Below are 16,648 nucleotides of genomic sequence, written 5' to 3' on the forward strand. Positions count from 1 at the left end.
GGAGGGTGGGCGCGGGGCCCGATGGCGCGGCAAAACGTGCTCGGGGCATTCGGGCGGTGTTCCGGGGCCGGTAGCCGGGCGGAACACGCGGCCCGGTATGTGAGACCGGTTTGCTGCGCGCGTAGGCCGACATTTTACCCGAATCGGATCGGGGGCAGGAGGTCACGTTGAGTCGGCATGCATTACACTCACGCGATTTTCATGGTCCGGCGCGCGCACCGATCTCGCTGCGCCGACAAGGTGTCCTCGATGAGCGTCGTTCCGTCTTCTTCCCCTTCACCCGTTCCCGCTGCTACCGTGCGGCGCGGCCACGCCGGCCGTGCGCTGCTCGCCGCGGTGCTCGGCTACGCGATGGACGGCTTCGATCTGCTGATCCTCGGCTTCATGCTGCCGGTCATCGCCGCCGATCTGCATCTGTCGTCGGCCCAGGCCGGCTCGCTCGTGACGTGGACGCTGATCGGCGCCGTAGCGGGCGGTCTGATCTTCGGCGTGTTGAGCGATTACTTCGGCCGGGTGCGGATGCTGACGTGGACGATCCTGATCTTCGCGGTGTTCACCGGGTTGTGCGCGCTCGCGCAGGGCTATGCGGATCTGTTGCTCTACCGGACGATCGCGGGCATCGGGCTCGGTGGCGAGTTTGGTATCGGCATGACGCTCGTCGCCGAAGCGTGGCCGGCCGAGCGGCGGGCGCGGGTGTCGTCGTATGTCGGGCTCGGCTGGCAGCTCGGCGTGCTGGCCGCTGCGTTGCTGACGCCCCTGCTGCTGCCGCTGATCGGTTGGCGCGGCATGTTCGCCGTCGGTCTGCTGCCGGCTGTCGTGTCGTTCGTCGTGCGACGGCGCGTCGAAGAGCCTGCGCTTTTCACCGAACGCGCTGCGCACCGCCGCAGCACTATTGGCAACGTACGCCGCCCGCTACCGCTCAAAAGCCTGATCGCCGACCGGCGCAGCACTTGCGCAAGCATCGGCATCGCGATCCTCTGCTCGGTGCAAAACTTCGGCTACTACGGGCTGATGATCTGGCTGCCGAGCTATCTGTCGAAAACCTTCGGCTATTCGCTGACGAAATCCGGTCTATGGACCGCGGCAACGGTCGTCGGAATGGGCGCGGGCATCTGGCTGTTCGGCATCGCAGCCGACCGGTTTGGTCGCAAGCCGACGTTTCTCGTTTATCAGGCCGGCGCCATCGTCATGGTGTTCGTCTATGCGCAACTCACTACGCCGTTTGCGCTGCTGGTGGGCGGCGCGATCATGGGCGTGTTCGTCAACGGAATGATCGGTGGATACGGTGCGCTGATTTCCGAGCTGTATCCCACCGAGGCGCGCGCTACCGCGCAGAACGTGTTGTTCAACATCGGTCGCGCGGTCGGCGGTTTTGGGCCGGTGGCGGTCGGCGCCCTCGCGGCGCGCTTTTCGTTCGGTGTCGCACTTGGCATGCTGGCGTCGATCTATGCGCTGGACATACTGGCGACGCTGTTTCTGATTCCCGAGCGGCGGGGCACTGCTCTGGAGTAGGCCCGCCAACCCGCCGCCGCAAGATGATCGGCGCCCTTTGCGCAGCCGCCTATCCGTTATAGCCCCAGGCGCCGCGACACGCCTGCGGTGTACACTAACCGACCCGCATCTCCCTGCGTCATCTGCCTCCCGCCGAAGTTCAATGCCGCGCCCAACCGGCGCACGCTCGAACCGCCGCACAGTCGACTACCCCTTCGATACTTGCAAGCGACCAGGCACTCATGACGCGATGCGCCGGACCCAATTTCTCTCGCCTCGCAGGCCAAAAATGGACGAACAACTGAAGCTAAGCGCTCTCGCGTATCACCAGAATCCGAAACCCGGCAAGATCTCGGTCACGCCGACCAAGCCGCTGTCGAACCAGCTCGATCTGTCGCTCGCGTATTCGCCGGGCGTGGCCGCCGCGTGTATGGCGATCTACGAAGAACCGCTCGACGCGCAGAAGTACACCTCGCGCGGCAACCTCGTCGGTGTGGTGACGAACGGCACCGCGGTGCTTGGCCTCGGCAACATCGGACCGCTCGCGGCGAAACCGGTGATGGAAGGCAAAGGGTGTCTCTTCAAGAAGTTCGCGGGCATCGACGTGTTCGATATCGAACTGGCCGAGACCGACCCGGACAAGCTCGTCGATGCGATCGCGATGCTCGAACCGACGCTCGGCGGTATCAACCTTGAGGACATCAAGGCGCCGGAGTGCTTCTACATCGAGAAGAAGCTGCGCGAGCGCATGAAGATTCCGGTGTTTCACGACGATCAGCACGGTACTGCGATCATCGCGTCGGCGGCGATTCTCAATGGTCTGAAGGTGGTCGGCAAGAAGCTCGACGAAGTGAAGCTGGTCTGTTCGGGCGCAGGTGCTGCGGCGATTGCGTGTCTGGACCTGCTGGTGCACCTCGGGCTGTCGAAGAAGAACGTACTCGTCGCCGATTCCAAGGGCGTGATCTACGAAGGACGCGGCAATCTCGATCCGTCGAAGGAGCGTTATGCGGCGAATACCGATGCGCGCACACTGGCCGACGCGATTCGCGGTGCCGATGTGTTCCTTGGCTGTTCGAGCGCTGGTGTGCTGAAGCCGGAAATGGTCGTGGAGATGGGCACGCGCCCGCTGATCCTCGCGCTTGCCAACCCCGAGCCGGAAATCCGCCCGGAAGATGCGAAGAAGGTGCGCCCGGACGCGATCATCGCGACAGGCCGTTCGGACTATCCGAACCAGGTCAACAACGTGCTGTGCTTTCCGTTTATTTTCCGCGGCGCGCTCGATGTCGGCGCGACGACGATCACGGAAGAAATGAAGCTCGCCTGCGTGCGCGCGATCGCGGAACTCGCCGAAGAAACCGATCAGGGCGACGAAGTCGCGAAGGCGTATGAAGGGCACTCGCTGGAATTTGGCCCGGACTACCTGATTCCGAAGCCATTCGATCCGCGCCTGATCATCAAGATCGCGCCCGCCGTTGCGCAAGCCGCAATGGATTCGGGTGTGGCGACGCGGCCGATCAAGGACATGGATGCGTACCGCGAGGAACTCGGCACGACCGTGTACCGCACGGGCATGGTGATGCGTCCTGTGTTCGCCGCGGCGAAGTCGGAGCCGGCGCGCATCGTGTTCGCGGAAGGCGAGGACGAACGCGTGCTGCGCGCGGCGCAGTTCGTGCTGCTCGAGAAGATCGCGAAACCGATCATCATCGGCCGGCCGGCGGTGATCGAGATGCGACTGCAGAAGATGGGCTCGAAGCTCAAGTGCGGCGAGGACTTCGAGATCGTCAATCCGGAAGACGACCCGCGCTTCCAGAAATGCTGGCAGGCCTATCACGAGATCGGCGCACGCGAGGGTGTGACGCCGGAACTCGCGAAGGCCGCGATGCGCAAGTCCAACACGCTGATCGGCGCGATCCTCGTGCGTCTCGGCGACGCGGACGGCATGATCTGCGGGATGATCGACAACTATCACAGCCACCTGAAGTTCGTCGAACAGGTACTCGGCAAGGCGGAGAACGTCCAGAACTTCGCCGCGATGAATCTGCTGATGTTGCCGGGCCGCAATCTGTTTATCTGCGATACGTATGTCAACGAAGTGCCGACTGCCGAGCAGCTCGCCGACATGACGATCCTCGCCGCGCGTGAAATCGAGAAGTTCGGCATTACGCCGAAGGTCGCGCTGCTGTCAAACTCGAACTTTGGCAGCATTCCGTCGGCTTCGTCGCAGCGCATGGCGGCGGCGCGCAAGCTGATCGCGGAACGCGCACCGACGCTCGAGATCGACGGTGAAATGCACGGCGATGCGGCGTTGTCGGAGGCAGTCCGCAAGGCGGCGTTCCCGGGCTCGACGCTGACCGGCGAAGCAAACCTGCTGATCATGCCGAACGTCGAAGCAGCGAACATCACGTACAACCTGCTGAAGATGATCGGTGGCGACGGTGTGACGGTTGGTCCGTTCCTGTTGGGCGCGGAAAAGCCGGTGCATATCCTGACGCCGGCTGCGACCGTGCGCCGGATCATCAACATGACGGCGGTTGCGTCGGCCAACGCGAACGTGCAGCGGGCGGCGGTGAAGTAATCGCTAGTTAGTACACGTTGTACGTCCAGCTCAAAAGGCCGGACGCGTAGCAAAAGAAAAGGGCGCTACGTCGGCTTCGACGTAGCGCCCTTGTTCATGCACGGTCCTTACCGGACCGCTGCCGGTTTAAGCGACGTGCCGCTCGCCAGTCCCTTCCGGCGCCCGCCACTTCGCAAGCAACGCGGTCCACTTCGTCCGCACGCCCTTCAGGTTGTTTTCCTTCACGTGACCATAGCCGCGAATGCCGTCCGGCAGGCTGGCGAGTTCGATGGCAAGAGCACGCTTCTGCGGGCTCAAACTACCGGCCAGCTCGCGAACCAGCGCTTCATACTCGCCGATCAACGCACGCTCGGTACGACGCTCTTCGGTCTTGCCGAATACATCGAGGCCGGTGCCGCGCAGGAACTTGAGCTTCGCGAGCACGCGCATCGCGCTGAACACCCACGGACCGTACTGCTTCTTCACGAGATGCCCGTGCGAATCCTTCTTCGAGAACGCCGGCGGCGCGAGATACAGCTTGAGCTTCCAGTCGCCTTCGAAGTTTGCCTTCAGCTTCTCGACGAATGCCGGGTCGGCATACAGACGCGCGACTTCGTACTCGTCCTTGTAGGCCATCAGCTTGTGCAGATTCTTCGCGACGGCTTCGGTGAGCGGCAACTGGCTGTCCATAGAATCGAGCGACGTTTCCGCTGCGCGTACCTCATCGACGAGCTTGCGATAGCGCGCCGCATACGCGTCGTTCTGGTAAGCGGTCAGATACTGCACGCGCTTGTCGATCAGCGTGTCGAGTGCCTTCGGCGTATGCAGCGAGATGATCTTGCTGCTTGCCGTATCCGTGGCTTCTTCGCTGCGGCCCTGCAGGTTCGCGAGCTTGCTCACGCCGGCAGGGTCGTGGGCGGTGCGGCGACCCCATTCGAATGCTGCGCGGTTCTTGTCGACCTGCACGGCGTTCAGTTCGATCGCGCGGATCAGCGATTCGTGCGTGAGCGGAATCCAGCCGCGCTGCCACGCGTAACCGAGCATGAACGGGTTCGTGTAGATCGCGTCGCCGAGCAGCGCGAGCGCGAAGCGGTTCGCGTCGACAGCCGACACACCGTCGTCGCCCGCACCGGCGCGCACGTCGGCTTCGGCGCTAGCGCCCGGGAAACGCCAGTTCGGGTTCTTGATGAACTCGGCGGTCGGTGTGGCCGCGCTGTTCAACACGACGCGTGTGCGTCCACCCTGCATCCGCGACACGCATTCGTCGCTGGCGGTGACGATCGCATCGCAGCCGATCACGAGGCTCGCTTCACCCATCGCGATACGCGTGGCGTGGATGTCGGCGGGCTGGTTCGCGATCTGCACGTGGCTCATCACGGCACCGCCCTTCTGGGCGAGGCCGGTAACGTCGAGTACCGTCACACCCTTGTTCTCGAGGTGCGCAGCCATGCCCAGCAGCGCACCGATCGTGACAACCCCCGTACCACCGACGCCCGTGATCAGCACGCCGTACGGACGACCGATTGCCGGCACTTGCGGATCCGGCACGGGCGCCAACGTATCGCTGGCGATGCCGCCGGCAGCTTTCGGCTTACGCAACTGACCACCTTCGACCGAAACAAAGCTCGGGCAAAAGCCCTTCAGGCACGAGAAGTCCTTGTTGCAGGTGGACTGGTTGATCTGGCGTTTCGTGCCGTACTCGGTTTCGAGCGGCTCGACCGACAGGCAGTTCGACTGCACCGAGCAATCGCCACAGCCTTCACAGACCGCCTCGTTGATCACGACACGCTTCGCCGGATCGGGGTACGCATTGCGTTTGCGGCGGCGGCGTTTTTCAGTCGCGCAGGTCTGGTCGTAGATCAGGATCGTCGTGCCGGCGATTTCACGCAGCTCGCGCTGCACGTCATCGAGCTGATCGCGATGATGGATCGTCACGCCCGCGGCGAGCTGCTGCATCGCGCCCTGGTACTTCTGCGGTTCGTCGGTGACGATCACGATTTTCGTCGCGCCTTCGGCGGCGAGCTGCAACGTGATCTGCGGCACGGTCAGCGTGCCGTCAACCGGCTGGCCGCCGGTCATCGCGACCGCATCGTTGTACAGAATCTTGTACGTGATGTTCGCCTTCGACGCGATCGCCGCGCGAATCGCGAGCAGACCCGAGTGGAAGTACGTGCCGTCGCCGAGATTCGCGAACACGTGCTTGTCGTTCGTGAACGGCGCCTGGCCGGTCCACGCGACGCCTTCGCCGCCCATCTGGCTGAAGGTCGTCGTGCTGCGATCCATCCACACGGTCATGTAGTGACAACCGATGCCGGCCATCGCACGCGAGCCTTCCGGCACGGCGGTCGACGTGTTGTGCGGGCAACCGGAACAGAACCACGGTTTGCGCTCGACTTCGACGCGTGGCCGGGCGAGCGCTTTTTCCTTCGCTTCGATCACGGCAATGCGCGTCGCGATGCGTGCGCGCACGTCCGACGGCAGGTCGAACTTGTCGAGCCGCGTCGCGATCGCTTTCGCGATGATCGCCGGCGACAGTTCATAGTGCGCGGGCAGCAACCACTTGCCCATCGGTACCGACCATTCGCCGCCGGCGCCGTCTTTCTCGTCGAACTTGCCGTACACGCGCGGCCGTTGTGTGTCGGGCCAGTTGTACAGCTCTTCCTTGATCGCGTATTCGAGAATCTGGCGCTTTTCCTCGATCACGAGAATTTCGTCGAGGCCGCGAGCGAACGCTTGCGCGCCTTGCGCTTCGAGCGGCCAGACGCAGCCGACCTTATAGAGCCGGATGCCGATGCGCGCGCAGGTTTCGTCGTCGAGACCGAGGTCAGTCAGCGCCTGGCGTACATCCAGATACGCCTTGCCGGCGGTCATGATGCCGAAGCGCGCGTGCGGCGAATCGATCTCGACGCGATCGAGTTTGTTCGCACGGACGTACGCGAGCGCCGCGTACCACTTGTAGTCGAGCAGACGCGCTTCCTGCACGAGCGGCGGATCGGGCCAGCGGATGTTGAGGCCGCCGTCGGGCATGGCGAAATCGGACGGCAGGATGATCTGCGTGCGGTGCGGATCGATATCGACCGAAGCCGACGATTCGACCACGTCGGTCACGCACTTCATCGCGGCCCAGAGGCCGGAGTAACGGCTCATCGCCCAGCCGTGCAGGCCGAAGTCGAGATATTCCTGCACGTTCGACGGGAACAGCACCGGCAGGCCGCATGCCTTGAACATGTGCTCCGACTGGTGCGCGAGCGTCGAGGATTTCGCGGCATGATCGTCGCCGGCGAGCACGAGGACACCGCCGTGCTTCGCCGAACCCGCCGAGTTGCCGTGCTTGAACACGTCGCCGGAACGGTCCACACCGGGACCCTTGCCGTACCACATCGAGAACACGCCGTCGTAGCGTGCGCTGGGATAGAGATTGACCTGCTGCGAACCCCACACGGCGGTAGCGGCGAGGTCTTCATTGACGCCGGGCTGGAATACGACCTGGTGTGCGGCCAGATGCTGCTTGGCTTTCCACAACGACAGATCGAGGCCGCCGAGCGGAGACCCGCGGTAGCCGGAAATGAACCCTGCTGTATTGAGTCCGGCGGCTTTGTCGCGTTCCTGTTGCAGCATCGGCAGACGGACCAGCGCCTGGATGCCGCTCATATACGCGCGGCCGCGTTCGAGGGTGTATTTGTCGTCGAGCGTGACGGAAGATAGCGCAGCTTCGAGCGATGCTCGCTGATCTGCGTCTAGCGGGGCATTCATTATGTGTACTCCTCCACCCAGTTTGGGATCGCCAAAACAAAATTGCAGGGCCTCGACATCTTGTGAATGCTCTGGCCGGGGCCGACATATTGCCGACTTTCCGGCGATGGTAGCACTGGTAGAAACCCGCCGCATTGCAGGCAAAAATGCGGCGCTGCGGCATCGATTTCTACCGTCGATTGTTGTGACTTTATTGCGACCTATTGCGCCCGTATGACACGCAATGTGTCGAGATGAATCTTGCTGTAACAGCCTGTAAAACCACCGGCGATTCATGAACCAGACTTGAAATGCCGGTCTAATACCCCACCTGTAGCCACTGCGCAGGACCCGCCATACGTTGCGGGGGCCTGCCGGGACAGGCAGTTGATAAAGGAGTACGCATGAACAAACGACACATCCAGACCTTCCTGACGGTCTCGGCCGCTTTTTTTGCCATCAGCGCGCCGCTACGTTCGAATGCCACGGAAAGTGCATCTGCTGGAACGCTCGCTCATACGACGCATGTTGTCCCCTGTCTGGGCAGCATGGACCGCTCGTGTGCCGGCGTCACTGTCGACCACGACGGCCAGCAAAAGTGAAGTAGCGCGCAAGCGCTGCATCGTCCCATTTTCTAGCTGAAGCCTTCGCGGCTTCAGCACTCAGTCAAAAAGCGAAGATCAATCGATCTTCGCTTTTTTTATGCGCAACGCTTTACGTGTTGTCCTTCACGACGCCGCGCCGGATCTGATCGAGTTCGATCGATTCGAAGAGCGCCTTGAAGTTGCCTTCACCGAAGCCCTGATTGCCCTTGCGCTGGATGATCTCGAAGAAGATCGGGCCGATCTGGTTTTCCGTGAAGATCTGCAGCAGCAGGTCTTCGCGAGCACCGTCGATCAGGATCTTGCGCTTGCGCAGTTCGTCGAGCGGCTCGCCGTGGTTCGGCACGCGCCGGTCGACCAGTTCGTAATACGTGTCGATCGTGTCGAGCAGCGCGATGTTCGAGGCGCGCAGCCCGTCGACGGTGCGGCAGATGTCGTCGCTACCGAGCGCAATGTGCTGGATGCCTTCGCCGTGATACGCGTCGAGGTATTCCTGAATCTGTCCGGACGTTTCCGAACCCTCTTCGTTGATCGGAATCCGGATCTTGCCGCACGGCGAAGTCATCGCCTTCGACTTCACACCGGTCACCTTGCCTTCGATATCGAAGTAACGCACTTCGCGGAAATTGAACAGCCGTTCGTAGAACTCCGCCCATTCCTGCATGCGGCCGCGATGCACGTTGTGCGTCAGGTGATCGATGTAGGTGAGGCCGTTGCCCGCGGGGTTCGGGTTCGCGCCGGGAATCGGTTCGAAGTCGACGTCGTAGATGCCGATGTCGCCGATGCTGTTCGGTTGTGCGCCGTTCTTGCCGCGCCAGCGGTCGACAAAATAGATCAGCGAGTCGCCGATGCCCTTGATCGCCGGAATGTTTAGTTCCATCGGGCCGGTCTTGTTGTCGAAGCCCCATGCGCCGAGATCGAGTGCGTGCCGGTAGGCCTTCGCCGCGTCCTGTACGCGAAACGCGATCGCGCAGATCGACGGACCGTGCAGCCGCGCGAAGCGCTGCGCGAACGAATCCGGTTCGGCATTCACGATGAAGTTGATTTCGCCCTGGCGATACAGCGTCACGTCCTTGTGACGATGCCGCGCGATCGCGGTGAAGCCCATCTGCTCGAACAGCTTGCCGAGCGCTTTGGGATCGGGTGCGGTGTATTCGATGAACTCGAAGCCGTCGGTGCCGACGGGGTTGTCCCAGGTTGAAACCTGCATGTCTGTCTCCTCTGTCCGGGCGCGTTCTGCGATGGAATGACGCAAGTGTAAGTCGCCAGATAGGGAGAAAGCTTGCGAACTTAAGTGGAGATCGCTAGGCTTGCGCTATTTAATAGCTTCGATTGGATAATTGGAGGCAGAAAATGGCGGGTGTCGAGATAGATGCAATCGACCGGCGGATTCTTGCCATCCTGCAGGAGAACGGGCGGCTGTCGAACCAGGACATCGCGGAGCGCATCAATCTGTCGCCTAGCCCATGTCTACGGCGCATTCGTCGGCTTGAAGAGAGCGGGGTGATCCGCGGCTACGTTGCCTTGCTCGATCCGCAGCGGCTCGGACTGGCGCTGCTCGCGTACGTCGATGTGCGGCTGGAAAAGCGCGGCGGACCGGCCGTGAGCGTGCGCAGCGACGGCAGCACGTCGAGGCGTCCCGGCGCGACGCACGCGGAGCTGTTTCGCGCGGCCGTGCAGGCGTGGCCCGAAGTGGTGGCGTGCCATGCCATGACCGGCGACATGGATTACATGCTGCGGGTCCATGTCGAAGATATGGCCCACTTCTCGCGCTTCATGCAGGACCAGTTGCTGCATCATCCGTCGGTGATCGACGTCAAGACCAGTTTTTCGCTCGATACGATCAAGGAAACGACGGCACTGCCGATTCTCTAGACTTGTGTGTGGTGCACCGGCTTCGTGCGACGGCAGCGCGGACGTAAAAAAAGCGGCCGAAGCCGCCTTTTTTAGCCAGTAGAGCCGCGCTTTACGCTGCGGCCGCTGTGGGCAGAAACGATTCGAGCAACATCGACGCCCGACGCGCCTGGCGCTTGAGCGCGTAGTCGAACACCGCAGCCTGTTCCTGCAGCATTTCGCTGAGGATGCTCGACTGGTCCGCCGGCGACAACGTCAGGTACGCGTCGGCTTCGCCATACGCGTACTCGATCTTCATGCCGGCTTTTCTCGCGATGTGCATCATCGTCGAGTTGCGCGACAGGCAATGCATATAGAGCGTCGTCACGTGCGTATTGCGGCTGCGGATCGCCGCGCGTTCGAACAGCTTCGAGCCGGCACCCTGGCCGCGCGCGCTTTCCAGCACCGACACGCCGAATTCGGCGGTGCGCTTTTCGCCGTCGGCGGGCAGGTAGGCCAGATGGCCGACGCCGGCGAGCTGCAACTGGCTGTCGAATACGCCGAACACGGTGTCGCGCGAGAAATCGATTGCGCGGACGTAGTGTTCGATCACGTGGTTTGGCACGACCTGGCCGAAACGCAGCAGACGGTCTTCCTCGTTCAGCGCGAGGAAGTGGGTGAGCAGACGGTCGCGGTCGGCGGAAGTGAGTTCCCGGACGAGAGCAGGCGCGCGACTGCCGGCCTGCAACAGGCGATCGGATGTCACGATCGGCTCATCGCCGCGGTTAGCGAGCTTGTTCATGGACGGTTCTCCTTTTCAGACAGACAACATGATGCGATGCACCAAGCATTGTAGTCGAACCGTCAGGTCGAACCTAGGGAAAACCCTGAATTTGCTGGAGGGGATGTTCTAGATGATTATTTCGTGATGTTCAAGTGTCTGATTTTATTGAATATATTCGTTTAACTACAGCCAGTTGATGAATCGCCATTTTCCGACCATACGTTCGGAAAAATGTTGCTGTGCCGCATTTCGGAATCTAGCCGAGCCCATGCTCGATCATCCCGACTACTTGCTCGGCAAACTCCTGGTACCCCATCCGGCCACCCGGTTTGAGCCAGGTAAAGGTCCAGTTGATCATGCCGAACACCATCATCGTCAGTGCGGTCTGGTTGTCGCGGGTGCTGCGCTCGGGGTAGGCGCGCGTCAACTGGCGTGCGAATGCGGCGACCACGTCGCGCTGACGGTTCAGGATGACCTCACGTTGCGTATCGACCAGATATTTGACGTCGTTCAGCAGCGCCACGTGCCGGCTATGTGAGGTTTCGTACTCGGTGAGGAACGCGCGGACCAGCTCGGCGAAGGTTTCGCGCTCGGTCAGGCCGCGCCGCTGGCTGGCGCCTTCGACCTCCGCGATGATCAGCATCAGCCGCTTCGTGTAGCGGTCGAGCAGATCGAACAGGATCGCTTCCTTGCTCGCGTAGTAGTGGTAGAGGCGTGCTTTCGACGTGCCGCTCGCGGCGGCGAGGTCCGCCATCGAGGTGCTCGGATAGCTGGTCTGTGCGAATTTTTCGGCGGCCAGGTCGAGGATCTGTTCGCGTTGCGTTTCGTGATCGGGCGCTCGGGTACGGGCCATGGTTCAGGACGGTCAGTCGGGGCAGGTGGAAAGGGCGGCGCATTGCGCGGCGCCAGCGGCGCACAGTTCGAGCGTACGCCATGACGATGCGTCACCGCGCAGCCGGACGCGGCCGGCTGCCGCGAGTTCGCGGCAACGCCATAGCGCAACGCCGTCGCTGATAAGAAAGCCGATGTTGGCCGACATCAGCGCCGCGGCGAGGCGGGCGGCTGGCTGCCAGGCGCCGGTGGCCTGGCCGAGCAGGAAGCTGTCGAGTTCACCGAAGCTGCCGCTCATGAACGTGTTGTCGCGCAGGCGGCGCGTCTCGCCGTTCGCCTGCTTCACTTCCTGCCATTCGAGTGCGAGCCGGCTGATGCGTAACACCGAGATCGGCGCCGCATCGCGCAGATGCGCGTGCAGCACCGCTGGCGCGAACATACCGACGGACGTCGCTTGATCGGCGCGGCTGTGGGCCCAGGCACCCGGGTCGGTCAGGTCGCTGATCGATAGACGCACTTCGTTCAACCGCTGGGGGCTGTTGCGCAGGTGGTAGCAGACGCGCCGCAGCGTCAACTGGTCGGCGGCGCTTTGTGCATGCCAGATCACGACATGTGAGTCGGCGGCGACAAGGTGTTCCAGCTCGGTGGCCTGGTCGGCAAACTCGCCGAAAAAGTCGCGCATGCGGTCGCTGCTCACGCGTTGCCAGAAGTCGGCGCGCACATCGGGCGATTCGTCGACGCCACGCAGCGGGCCGACTGCGAGATCGTCGCGCAGCGCCAGCACCCGGTCGTCGCGGTTCGCTTCGCGGAGGGCGCCGCGCAGCGATTCTGCCGCCACGTCGCCATTGGTTATGTGGATTGTGCTCATCGACAACTGATTGCCCACTCCGTGAAAAAGGCCGCTCGCAGCCGGAACGGAGTCCCGAATGTGAGCGGCCCCTAGTGTAAGCGGATCGCGACCGCGCCGGAAGCGGCGCGGCGTTTGAAGGCGCTGACCGGCGATGGCCTAGCGTTCGTCGTAGCTGACCACGACGCGCTCGCTCACCGGATGGCACTGGCACGTGAGCACGAAGCCGTCGCGCACCTCGTGTTCTTCCAGCGTGTAGTTCTTCTCCATCGTCACCTCGCCTTCCAGCACCTTCGCGCGGCAGGTACAGCAGACGCCGCCCTTGCACGCGTATGGCAGCGCGAGGCCGGCGCGCAGCCCGACGTCGAGCACGCTCACGCCCTTGTACGGCAGGCGCAGCTTGCGTCGCTTGCCGTCGAGCACGATCTCGAGGTCGGCGGCGGGTGTGTCGTCGGTGATTTCGACGATCGGTGCGCCGGCCTGCGGCAACGGCGTGCCGAAACGCTCGACATGCACTTGCGCTGGCGCGACGCCCGCCGTTTTGAGGGCGGTTTCGGCGGCGTCCATCATCGGTGCGGGGCCGCAGATGAAGGCTTCGTCGATCGAATCGGCCGGTACGAGCGTGTTCAGAAAGTCCATGCACTTCTGCTGATCGAGTACGCCGTTGAACAGCTCGACATCCTGGATGTCGTCGGACAGCACGTGATACAGCACGAAGCGGCTCATGAAGCGGTTCTTCAGGTCTTCGAGCTCTTCGGCGAACATGATCGCGTCGACGCTGCGATTGCCGTAAACCAGCGTGAACGTGCTGCGCGGCTCGATTTCGAGCGTCGTCTTGATGATTGCGAGCACCGGCGTAATGCCCGAGCCGCCGGAAAACGCGACGTACTGTTTCCCCTGGCCCGCGTTCAGATGCGTGAAGAAGCGGCCGTCGGGTGTCATCACATCGATCGTGTGACCCGGCTGCAGTGTGTCGAACGCGAAGTTCGAGAAGCGGCCGCCACGCACGCGCTTGATGCCGACGCGCAGTTCGCCGTCGCGGTCGTAATCGGTGACGCCGACGCAGATCGAATACGAGCGGCGCGTTTCCTCACCGTCGATGTGCGTTTTCAGCGTCACGAACTGGCCTTGCGTGAAGCGATACAGCTCGCGCAAGGACTCGGGGACTTCGAAGGCGACCGAGACCGCGTCGGCGGTTTCGGGGCGGACTTCCCGGATGCGCAGCGAATGGAATTGCGGGGTGGCCATATCAGTATGGTTTGAAATAGTCGAAGGGTTCGCGACAGTCGAGACAGCGATACAACGCCTTGCAGGCGGTCGAGCCGAATTGCGCGAGACGTTCTGTGTGCGCTGAGCCGCAGCGCGGGCAAGCTGGCGCCGCGAGCGGTCTGGGTATGAAGCGGATGACCTGGCTTTGGCTTTGGCTCTCGCTCGATGTAGCTGATGCGTGGCTAGCGCAGTCGCCGGTGGGCGGGGCGATGCCGTATGCGCGTAGTTTTTCGCGGGCGTCGGCGGTGATCCAGTCGGTGGTCCATGCGGGCGCGAGCACGGTCTCGATGCGGTATGGCGCGAGGGCGGCGGTGTCGAGTGCCTGCGCGACGTCTTCGGCGATCTGCGACATCGCAGGGCAACCGGAGTACGTCGGCGTGATCACGACTTCAAGCGTGCCGTCGATACCGCGCCGCACGTCGCGCAGGATGCCGAGTTCGCGGATCGACACGACGGGAATCTCCGGGTCCGGCACGGCTTCGAGTGCGTGCCAGGCGCGTTGCAGCGTCGGGTCGTCGGTGCCGGTGGATGTCGTGGTCGGGATCACGGTCGTACTCTGCGTCCGGTTACCAGGTCGCGCCAGGATGCTGCCGCGCGATGCTTTGCAGCTCCGCGAGCAGATAGCCCATATGCTCGGAGTGCTCGCCATGCTTGCCGGTGGTGATGTGCTTCACCGGTTCGGGCAGCGCTAGCGTGGCTTCTTCGAGCGCGGCGCGTACGTCGGCAAGCCACGCGGCTTCGAGTGTCGCGGTTTGCGGGCCGATGCCGGCCGTGCTTACTGCTTCCTCGACGGCATCGGTGCTGAAGAACTCGCGCGTGTAGGGCGTCAGATAGTCGAGCGCGGCTTGCGCGCGGCGATGCGATTCGTCGGTGCCGTCGCCGAAGCGGATCAGCCACTCGCGTGCGTGATGGACGTGATAGCGCGTTTCCTTGATCGACTTCGCCGCGATCGCAGCCAGGTGCTCGTCCGTCGATGTCGCGAGCGCGGTCCACAGATGCGCCATCAGCGTCGAGTAGAAGAAGTTGCGCACGATCGTGACCGCGTAGTCGTTGTCCGCGTGCGCGGTGCCCGCGAGCGGACCGTAGTGCGGCAACTCGGCGAGCGTGTAGCTGGCGAATTCGCGTTCGGCGCGGAAGTACGCGTAGTCGTCTTCGGTCCGCGTCGTGCCAGTGAGCTGCTGCTCGAGCGTGGCCGCGTGGCTGTACAGCAGCCGCGCCTGGCCGATCAGATCGAGGCTCATGTTGGCGAGCGCGATATCTTCTTCGAGGATCGGGCCGTGACCGCACCACTCGGCGTTGCGTTGACCGAGTACGAGCGCGGTATCCGCGAGACGCAGCACGTATGAAAGATGTTGGGTCGTGATGTCCATGACGCGCTTACATGTGGTTGACTTCGTCGGGCAGCGTATAGAACGTCGGATGGCGATAGATCTTGTCGCCGGCCGGTTCGAACAGCTCGGCCTTGTCGTTGGGATCGGAAGCGGTGATTGCCGACGACGGCACCACCCAGATGCTCACGCCTTCCTGGCGGCGCGTGTAGACGTCGCGTGCCATGCGCAGCGCCATCGATGCATCGGCGGCGTGCAGGCTGCCGCAGTGCTTATGGTCGAGTCCCTGCTTGCTGCGCACGAACACTTCCCAGATCGGCCATTCCTTGTTGATTGACTTGTCCATTGCGGATCTCCTGAATCTTTGCGTGGGGTCAGGCGGCTTGCTGCTGCGCGCGCTGACGCTGCTTTTCCGTGTGCGCGAGCGCGGCTTCGCGAACCCAGGCCCCGTCGTCGTGCGCCTTCACGCGAGTGGCGAGACGCTCCTTGTTGCAGGGGCCGTCGCCGTTGACGACGCGCCAGAATTCTTCCCAGTCGATCGCGCCGTAGTCGTGTTGACCGCGTGCTCCATTCCACTTGAGGTCCGGGTCCGGCAGCGTGACGCCGAGTACCTTGGCCTGGTCTACCGTGGCGTCGACGAACTTCTGGCGCAGGTCGTCGTTCGAGATGCGCTTGATACCCCACTGCGACGACTGGTTGCTGTGTATCGAGTCTTTGTCGCTGGGGCCAAACATCATTAGTACCGGCCACCACCAGCGGTTCACCGCCTGCTGCACGAGTTCGCGCTGCGCGTCGGTGCCCTTCATCATCGACATCAGCGAATCGAAACCCTGCCGCTGATGAAACGATTCTTCCTTGCAGATGCGGATCATCGCGCGCGCATACGGACCGTACGTGCAGCGGCACAGCGGAATCTGGTTCATGATCGCCGCGCCATCGACCAGCCAGCCGATTACACCGACATCGGCCCATGTTGGCGTCGGGTAGTTGAAGATGCTCGAATATTTGGCCTTGCCCGCGTGCAGTGCGTCGACGAGTTGATCGCGCGACACGCCGAGCGTTTCACACGCGCTATATAGATAAAGGCCGTGGCCCGCTTCGTCCTGGACCTTGGCGAGCAGGATCGCCTTGCGCTTCAGGCTCGGCGCACGCGTGATCCAGTTGCCTTCCGGCAGCATGCCGACGATTTCCGAATGCGCGTGCTGCGAAATTTGCCTTACAAGAGTCTTTCGATACGCTTCGGGCATCCAGTCCTGCGGCTCGATCTTGCCGTCGGCGGTCATCACGGCGTCGAAGCGCGACTGTTCTGGCGAACTGGCGGCGGCGTCCAGCGGTGCGACGTTGCCCGGGATATCGAGGGATTGCGTGTACATGGGG

Annotated in this window: 14 protein-coding genes; 4 read left to right on the forward strand and 10 right to left on the reverse strand. The window is 62.9% G+C overall.

The genetic code is table 11. The features are described 5' to 3' along the window. The first annotated feature begins 249 nt into the window (after positions 1-249). Both BWP39_RS18000 and BWP39_RS18005 read left to right on the forward strand, forming a co-directional pair. Complete coding sequence (locus tag BWP39_RS18000; protein ID WP_096722728.1) at positions 250-1,512, forward strand: MFS transporter; 1,263 nt, start codon at positions 250-252, stop codon at positions 1,510-1,512. A 268-nt stretch (positions 1,513-1,780) separates the two neighbouring features. Further along, on the forward strand, positions 1,781-4,066 hold the full coding sequence (locus tag BWP39_RS18005; RefSeq protein ID WP_096722345.1) for an NADP-dependent malic enzyme: 2,286 nt from the start codon (positions 1,781-1,783) through the stop codon (positions 4,064-4,066). 126 nt (positions 4,067-4,192) lie between these two features. Here BWP39_RS18005 and BWP39_RS18010 read toward each other — a convergent pair whose 3' ends face one another. Further along, on the reverse strand, positions 4,193-7,798 hold the full coding sequence (locus BWP39_RS18010; RefSeq protein ID WP_096722347.1) for an indolepyruvate ferredoxin oxidoreductase family protein: 3,606 nt from the start codon (positions 7,796-7,798) through the stop codon (positions 4,193-4,195). Positions 7,799-8,181: 383 nt separating this feature from the next. On the opposite strand from BWP39_RS18010, the gene BWP39_RS18015 reads away from it, so the two are divergent. Next, positions 8,182-8,379: a hypothetical protein gene (locus tag BWP39_RS18015; protein ID WP_091017468.1), complete on the forward strand. Its 198-nt coding sequence runs from the start codon at positions 8,182-8,184 to the stop codon at positions 8,377-8,379. A 112-nt stretch (positions 8,380-8,491) separates the two neighbouring features. On the opposite strand, the gene hppD is transcribed toward BWP39_RS18015, so the two are convergent. Further along, on the reverse strand, positions 8,492-9,589 hold the full coding sequence (gene hppD / locus BWP39_RS18020) for a 4-hydroxyphenylpyruvate dioxygenase (protein ID WP_096722349.1): 1,098 nt from the start codon (positions 9,587-9,589) through the stop codon (positions 8,492-8,494). A gap of 143 nt (positions 9,590-9,732) precedes the next feature. On the opposite strand from hppD, the gene BWP39_RS18025 reads away from it, so the two are divergent. Beyond that, positions 9,733-10,254 (forward strand): Lrp/AsnC family transcriptional regulator, encoded by a 522-nt coding sequence (locus BWP39_RS18025; RefSeq protein WP_096722351.1) that lies wholly within the window; start codon positions 9,733-9,735, stop codon positions 10,252-10,254. 91 nt (positions 10,255-10,345) lie between these two features. On the opposite strand, the gene BWP39_RS18030 is transcribed toward BWP39_RS18025, so the two are convergent. The 8 genes from BWP39_RS18030 to paaA all read right to left on the reverse strand — a co-directional run bounded on the left by BWP39_RS18030 (position 10,346) and on the right by paaA (position 16,644). After that, the gene (locus BWP39_RS18030; protein WP_096722353.1) at positions 10,346-11,014 is read right to left on the reverse strand and encodes a GNAT family N-acetyltransferase; all 669 of its coding nucleotides are present in this window, start codon (positions 11,012-11,014) and stop codon (positions 10,346-10,348) included. A 238-nt stretch (positions 11,015-11,252) separates the two neighbouring features. Beyond that, positions 11,253-11,849 carry a TetR/AcrR family transcriptional regulator gene (locus BWP39_RS18035; protein WP_096722355.1) on the reverse strand — a complete coding sequence of 199 codons (597 nt, stop codon included), beginning with the start codon at positions 11,847-11,849 and terminating at the stop codon, positions 11,253-11,255. 12 nt (positions 11,850-11,861) lie between these two features. After that, positions 11,862-12,695 (reverse strand): DUF1835 domain-containing protein, encoded by an 834-nt coding sequence (locus BWP39_RS18040; protein ID WP_096722730.1) that lies wholly within the window; start codon positions 12,693-12,695, stop codon positions 11,862-11,864. Between the two features lie 138 nt (positions 12,696-12,833). Then, entirely contained in the window at positions 12,834-13,922 is a 1,089-nt protein-coding gene (gene paaE / locus BWP39_RS18045; RefSeq protein WP_096722358.1) for a 1,2-phenylacetyl-CoA epoxidase subunit PaaE, read from the reverse strand. Between the two features lies 1 nt (position 13,923). Further along, the gene (gene paaD, locus BWP39_RS18050) at positions 13,924-14,487 is read right to left on the reverse strand and encodes a 1,2-phenylacetyl-CoA epoxidase subunit PaaD (protein WP_235851456.1); all 564 of its coding nucleotides are present in this window, start codon (positions 14,485-14,487) and stop codon (positions 13,924-13,926) included. A gap of 22 nt (positions 14,488-14,509) precedes the next feature. After that, on the reverse strand, positions 14,510-15,313 hold the full coding sequence (gene paaC, locus BWP39_RS18055) for a 1,2-phenylacetyl-CoA epoxidase subunit PaaC (RefSeq protein ID WP_096722362.1): 804 nt from the start codon (positions 15,311-15,313) through the stop codon (positions 14,510-14,512). Positions 15,314-15,320: 7 nt separating this feature from the next. Next, a complete protein-coding gene (gene paaB, locus BWP39_RS18060; protein WP_091017636.1) occupies positions 15,321-15,605 on the reverse strand; it encodes a 1,2-phenylacetyl-CoA epoxidase subunit PaaB in 285 nt (94 codons plus the stop codon). Between the two features lie 40 nt (positions 15,606-15,645). Further along, on the reverse strand, positions 15,646-16,644 hold the full coding sequence (gene paaA / locus BWP39_RS18065) for a 1,2-phenylacetyl-CoA epoxidase subunit PaaA (protein ID WP_096722364.1): 999 nt from the start codon (positions 16,642-16,644) through the stop codon (positions 15,646-15,648). Positions 16,645-16,648 lie beyond the last annotated feature (4 nt).

Origin of the sequence: Paraburkholderia acidicola, assembly GCF_002362315.1 — a bacterium.
In the GTDB taxonomy this organism is placed as follows: domain Bacteria; phylum Pseudomonadota; class Gammaproteobacteria; order Burkholderiales; family Burkholderiaceae; genus Paraburkholderia; species Paraburkholderia acidicola.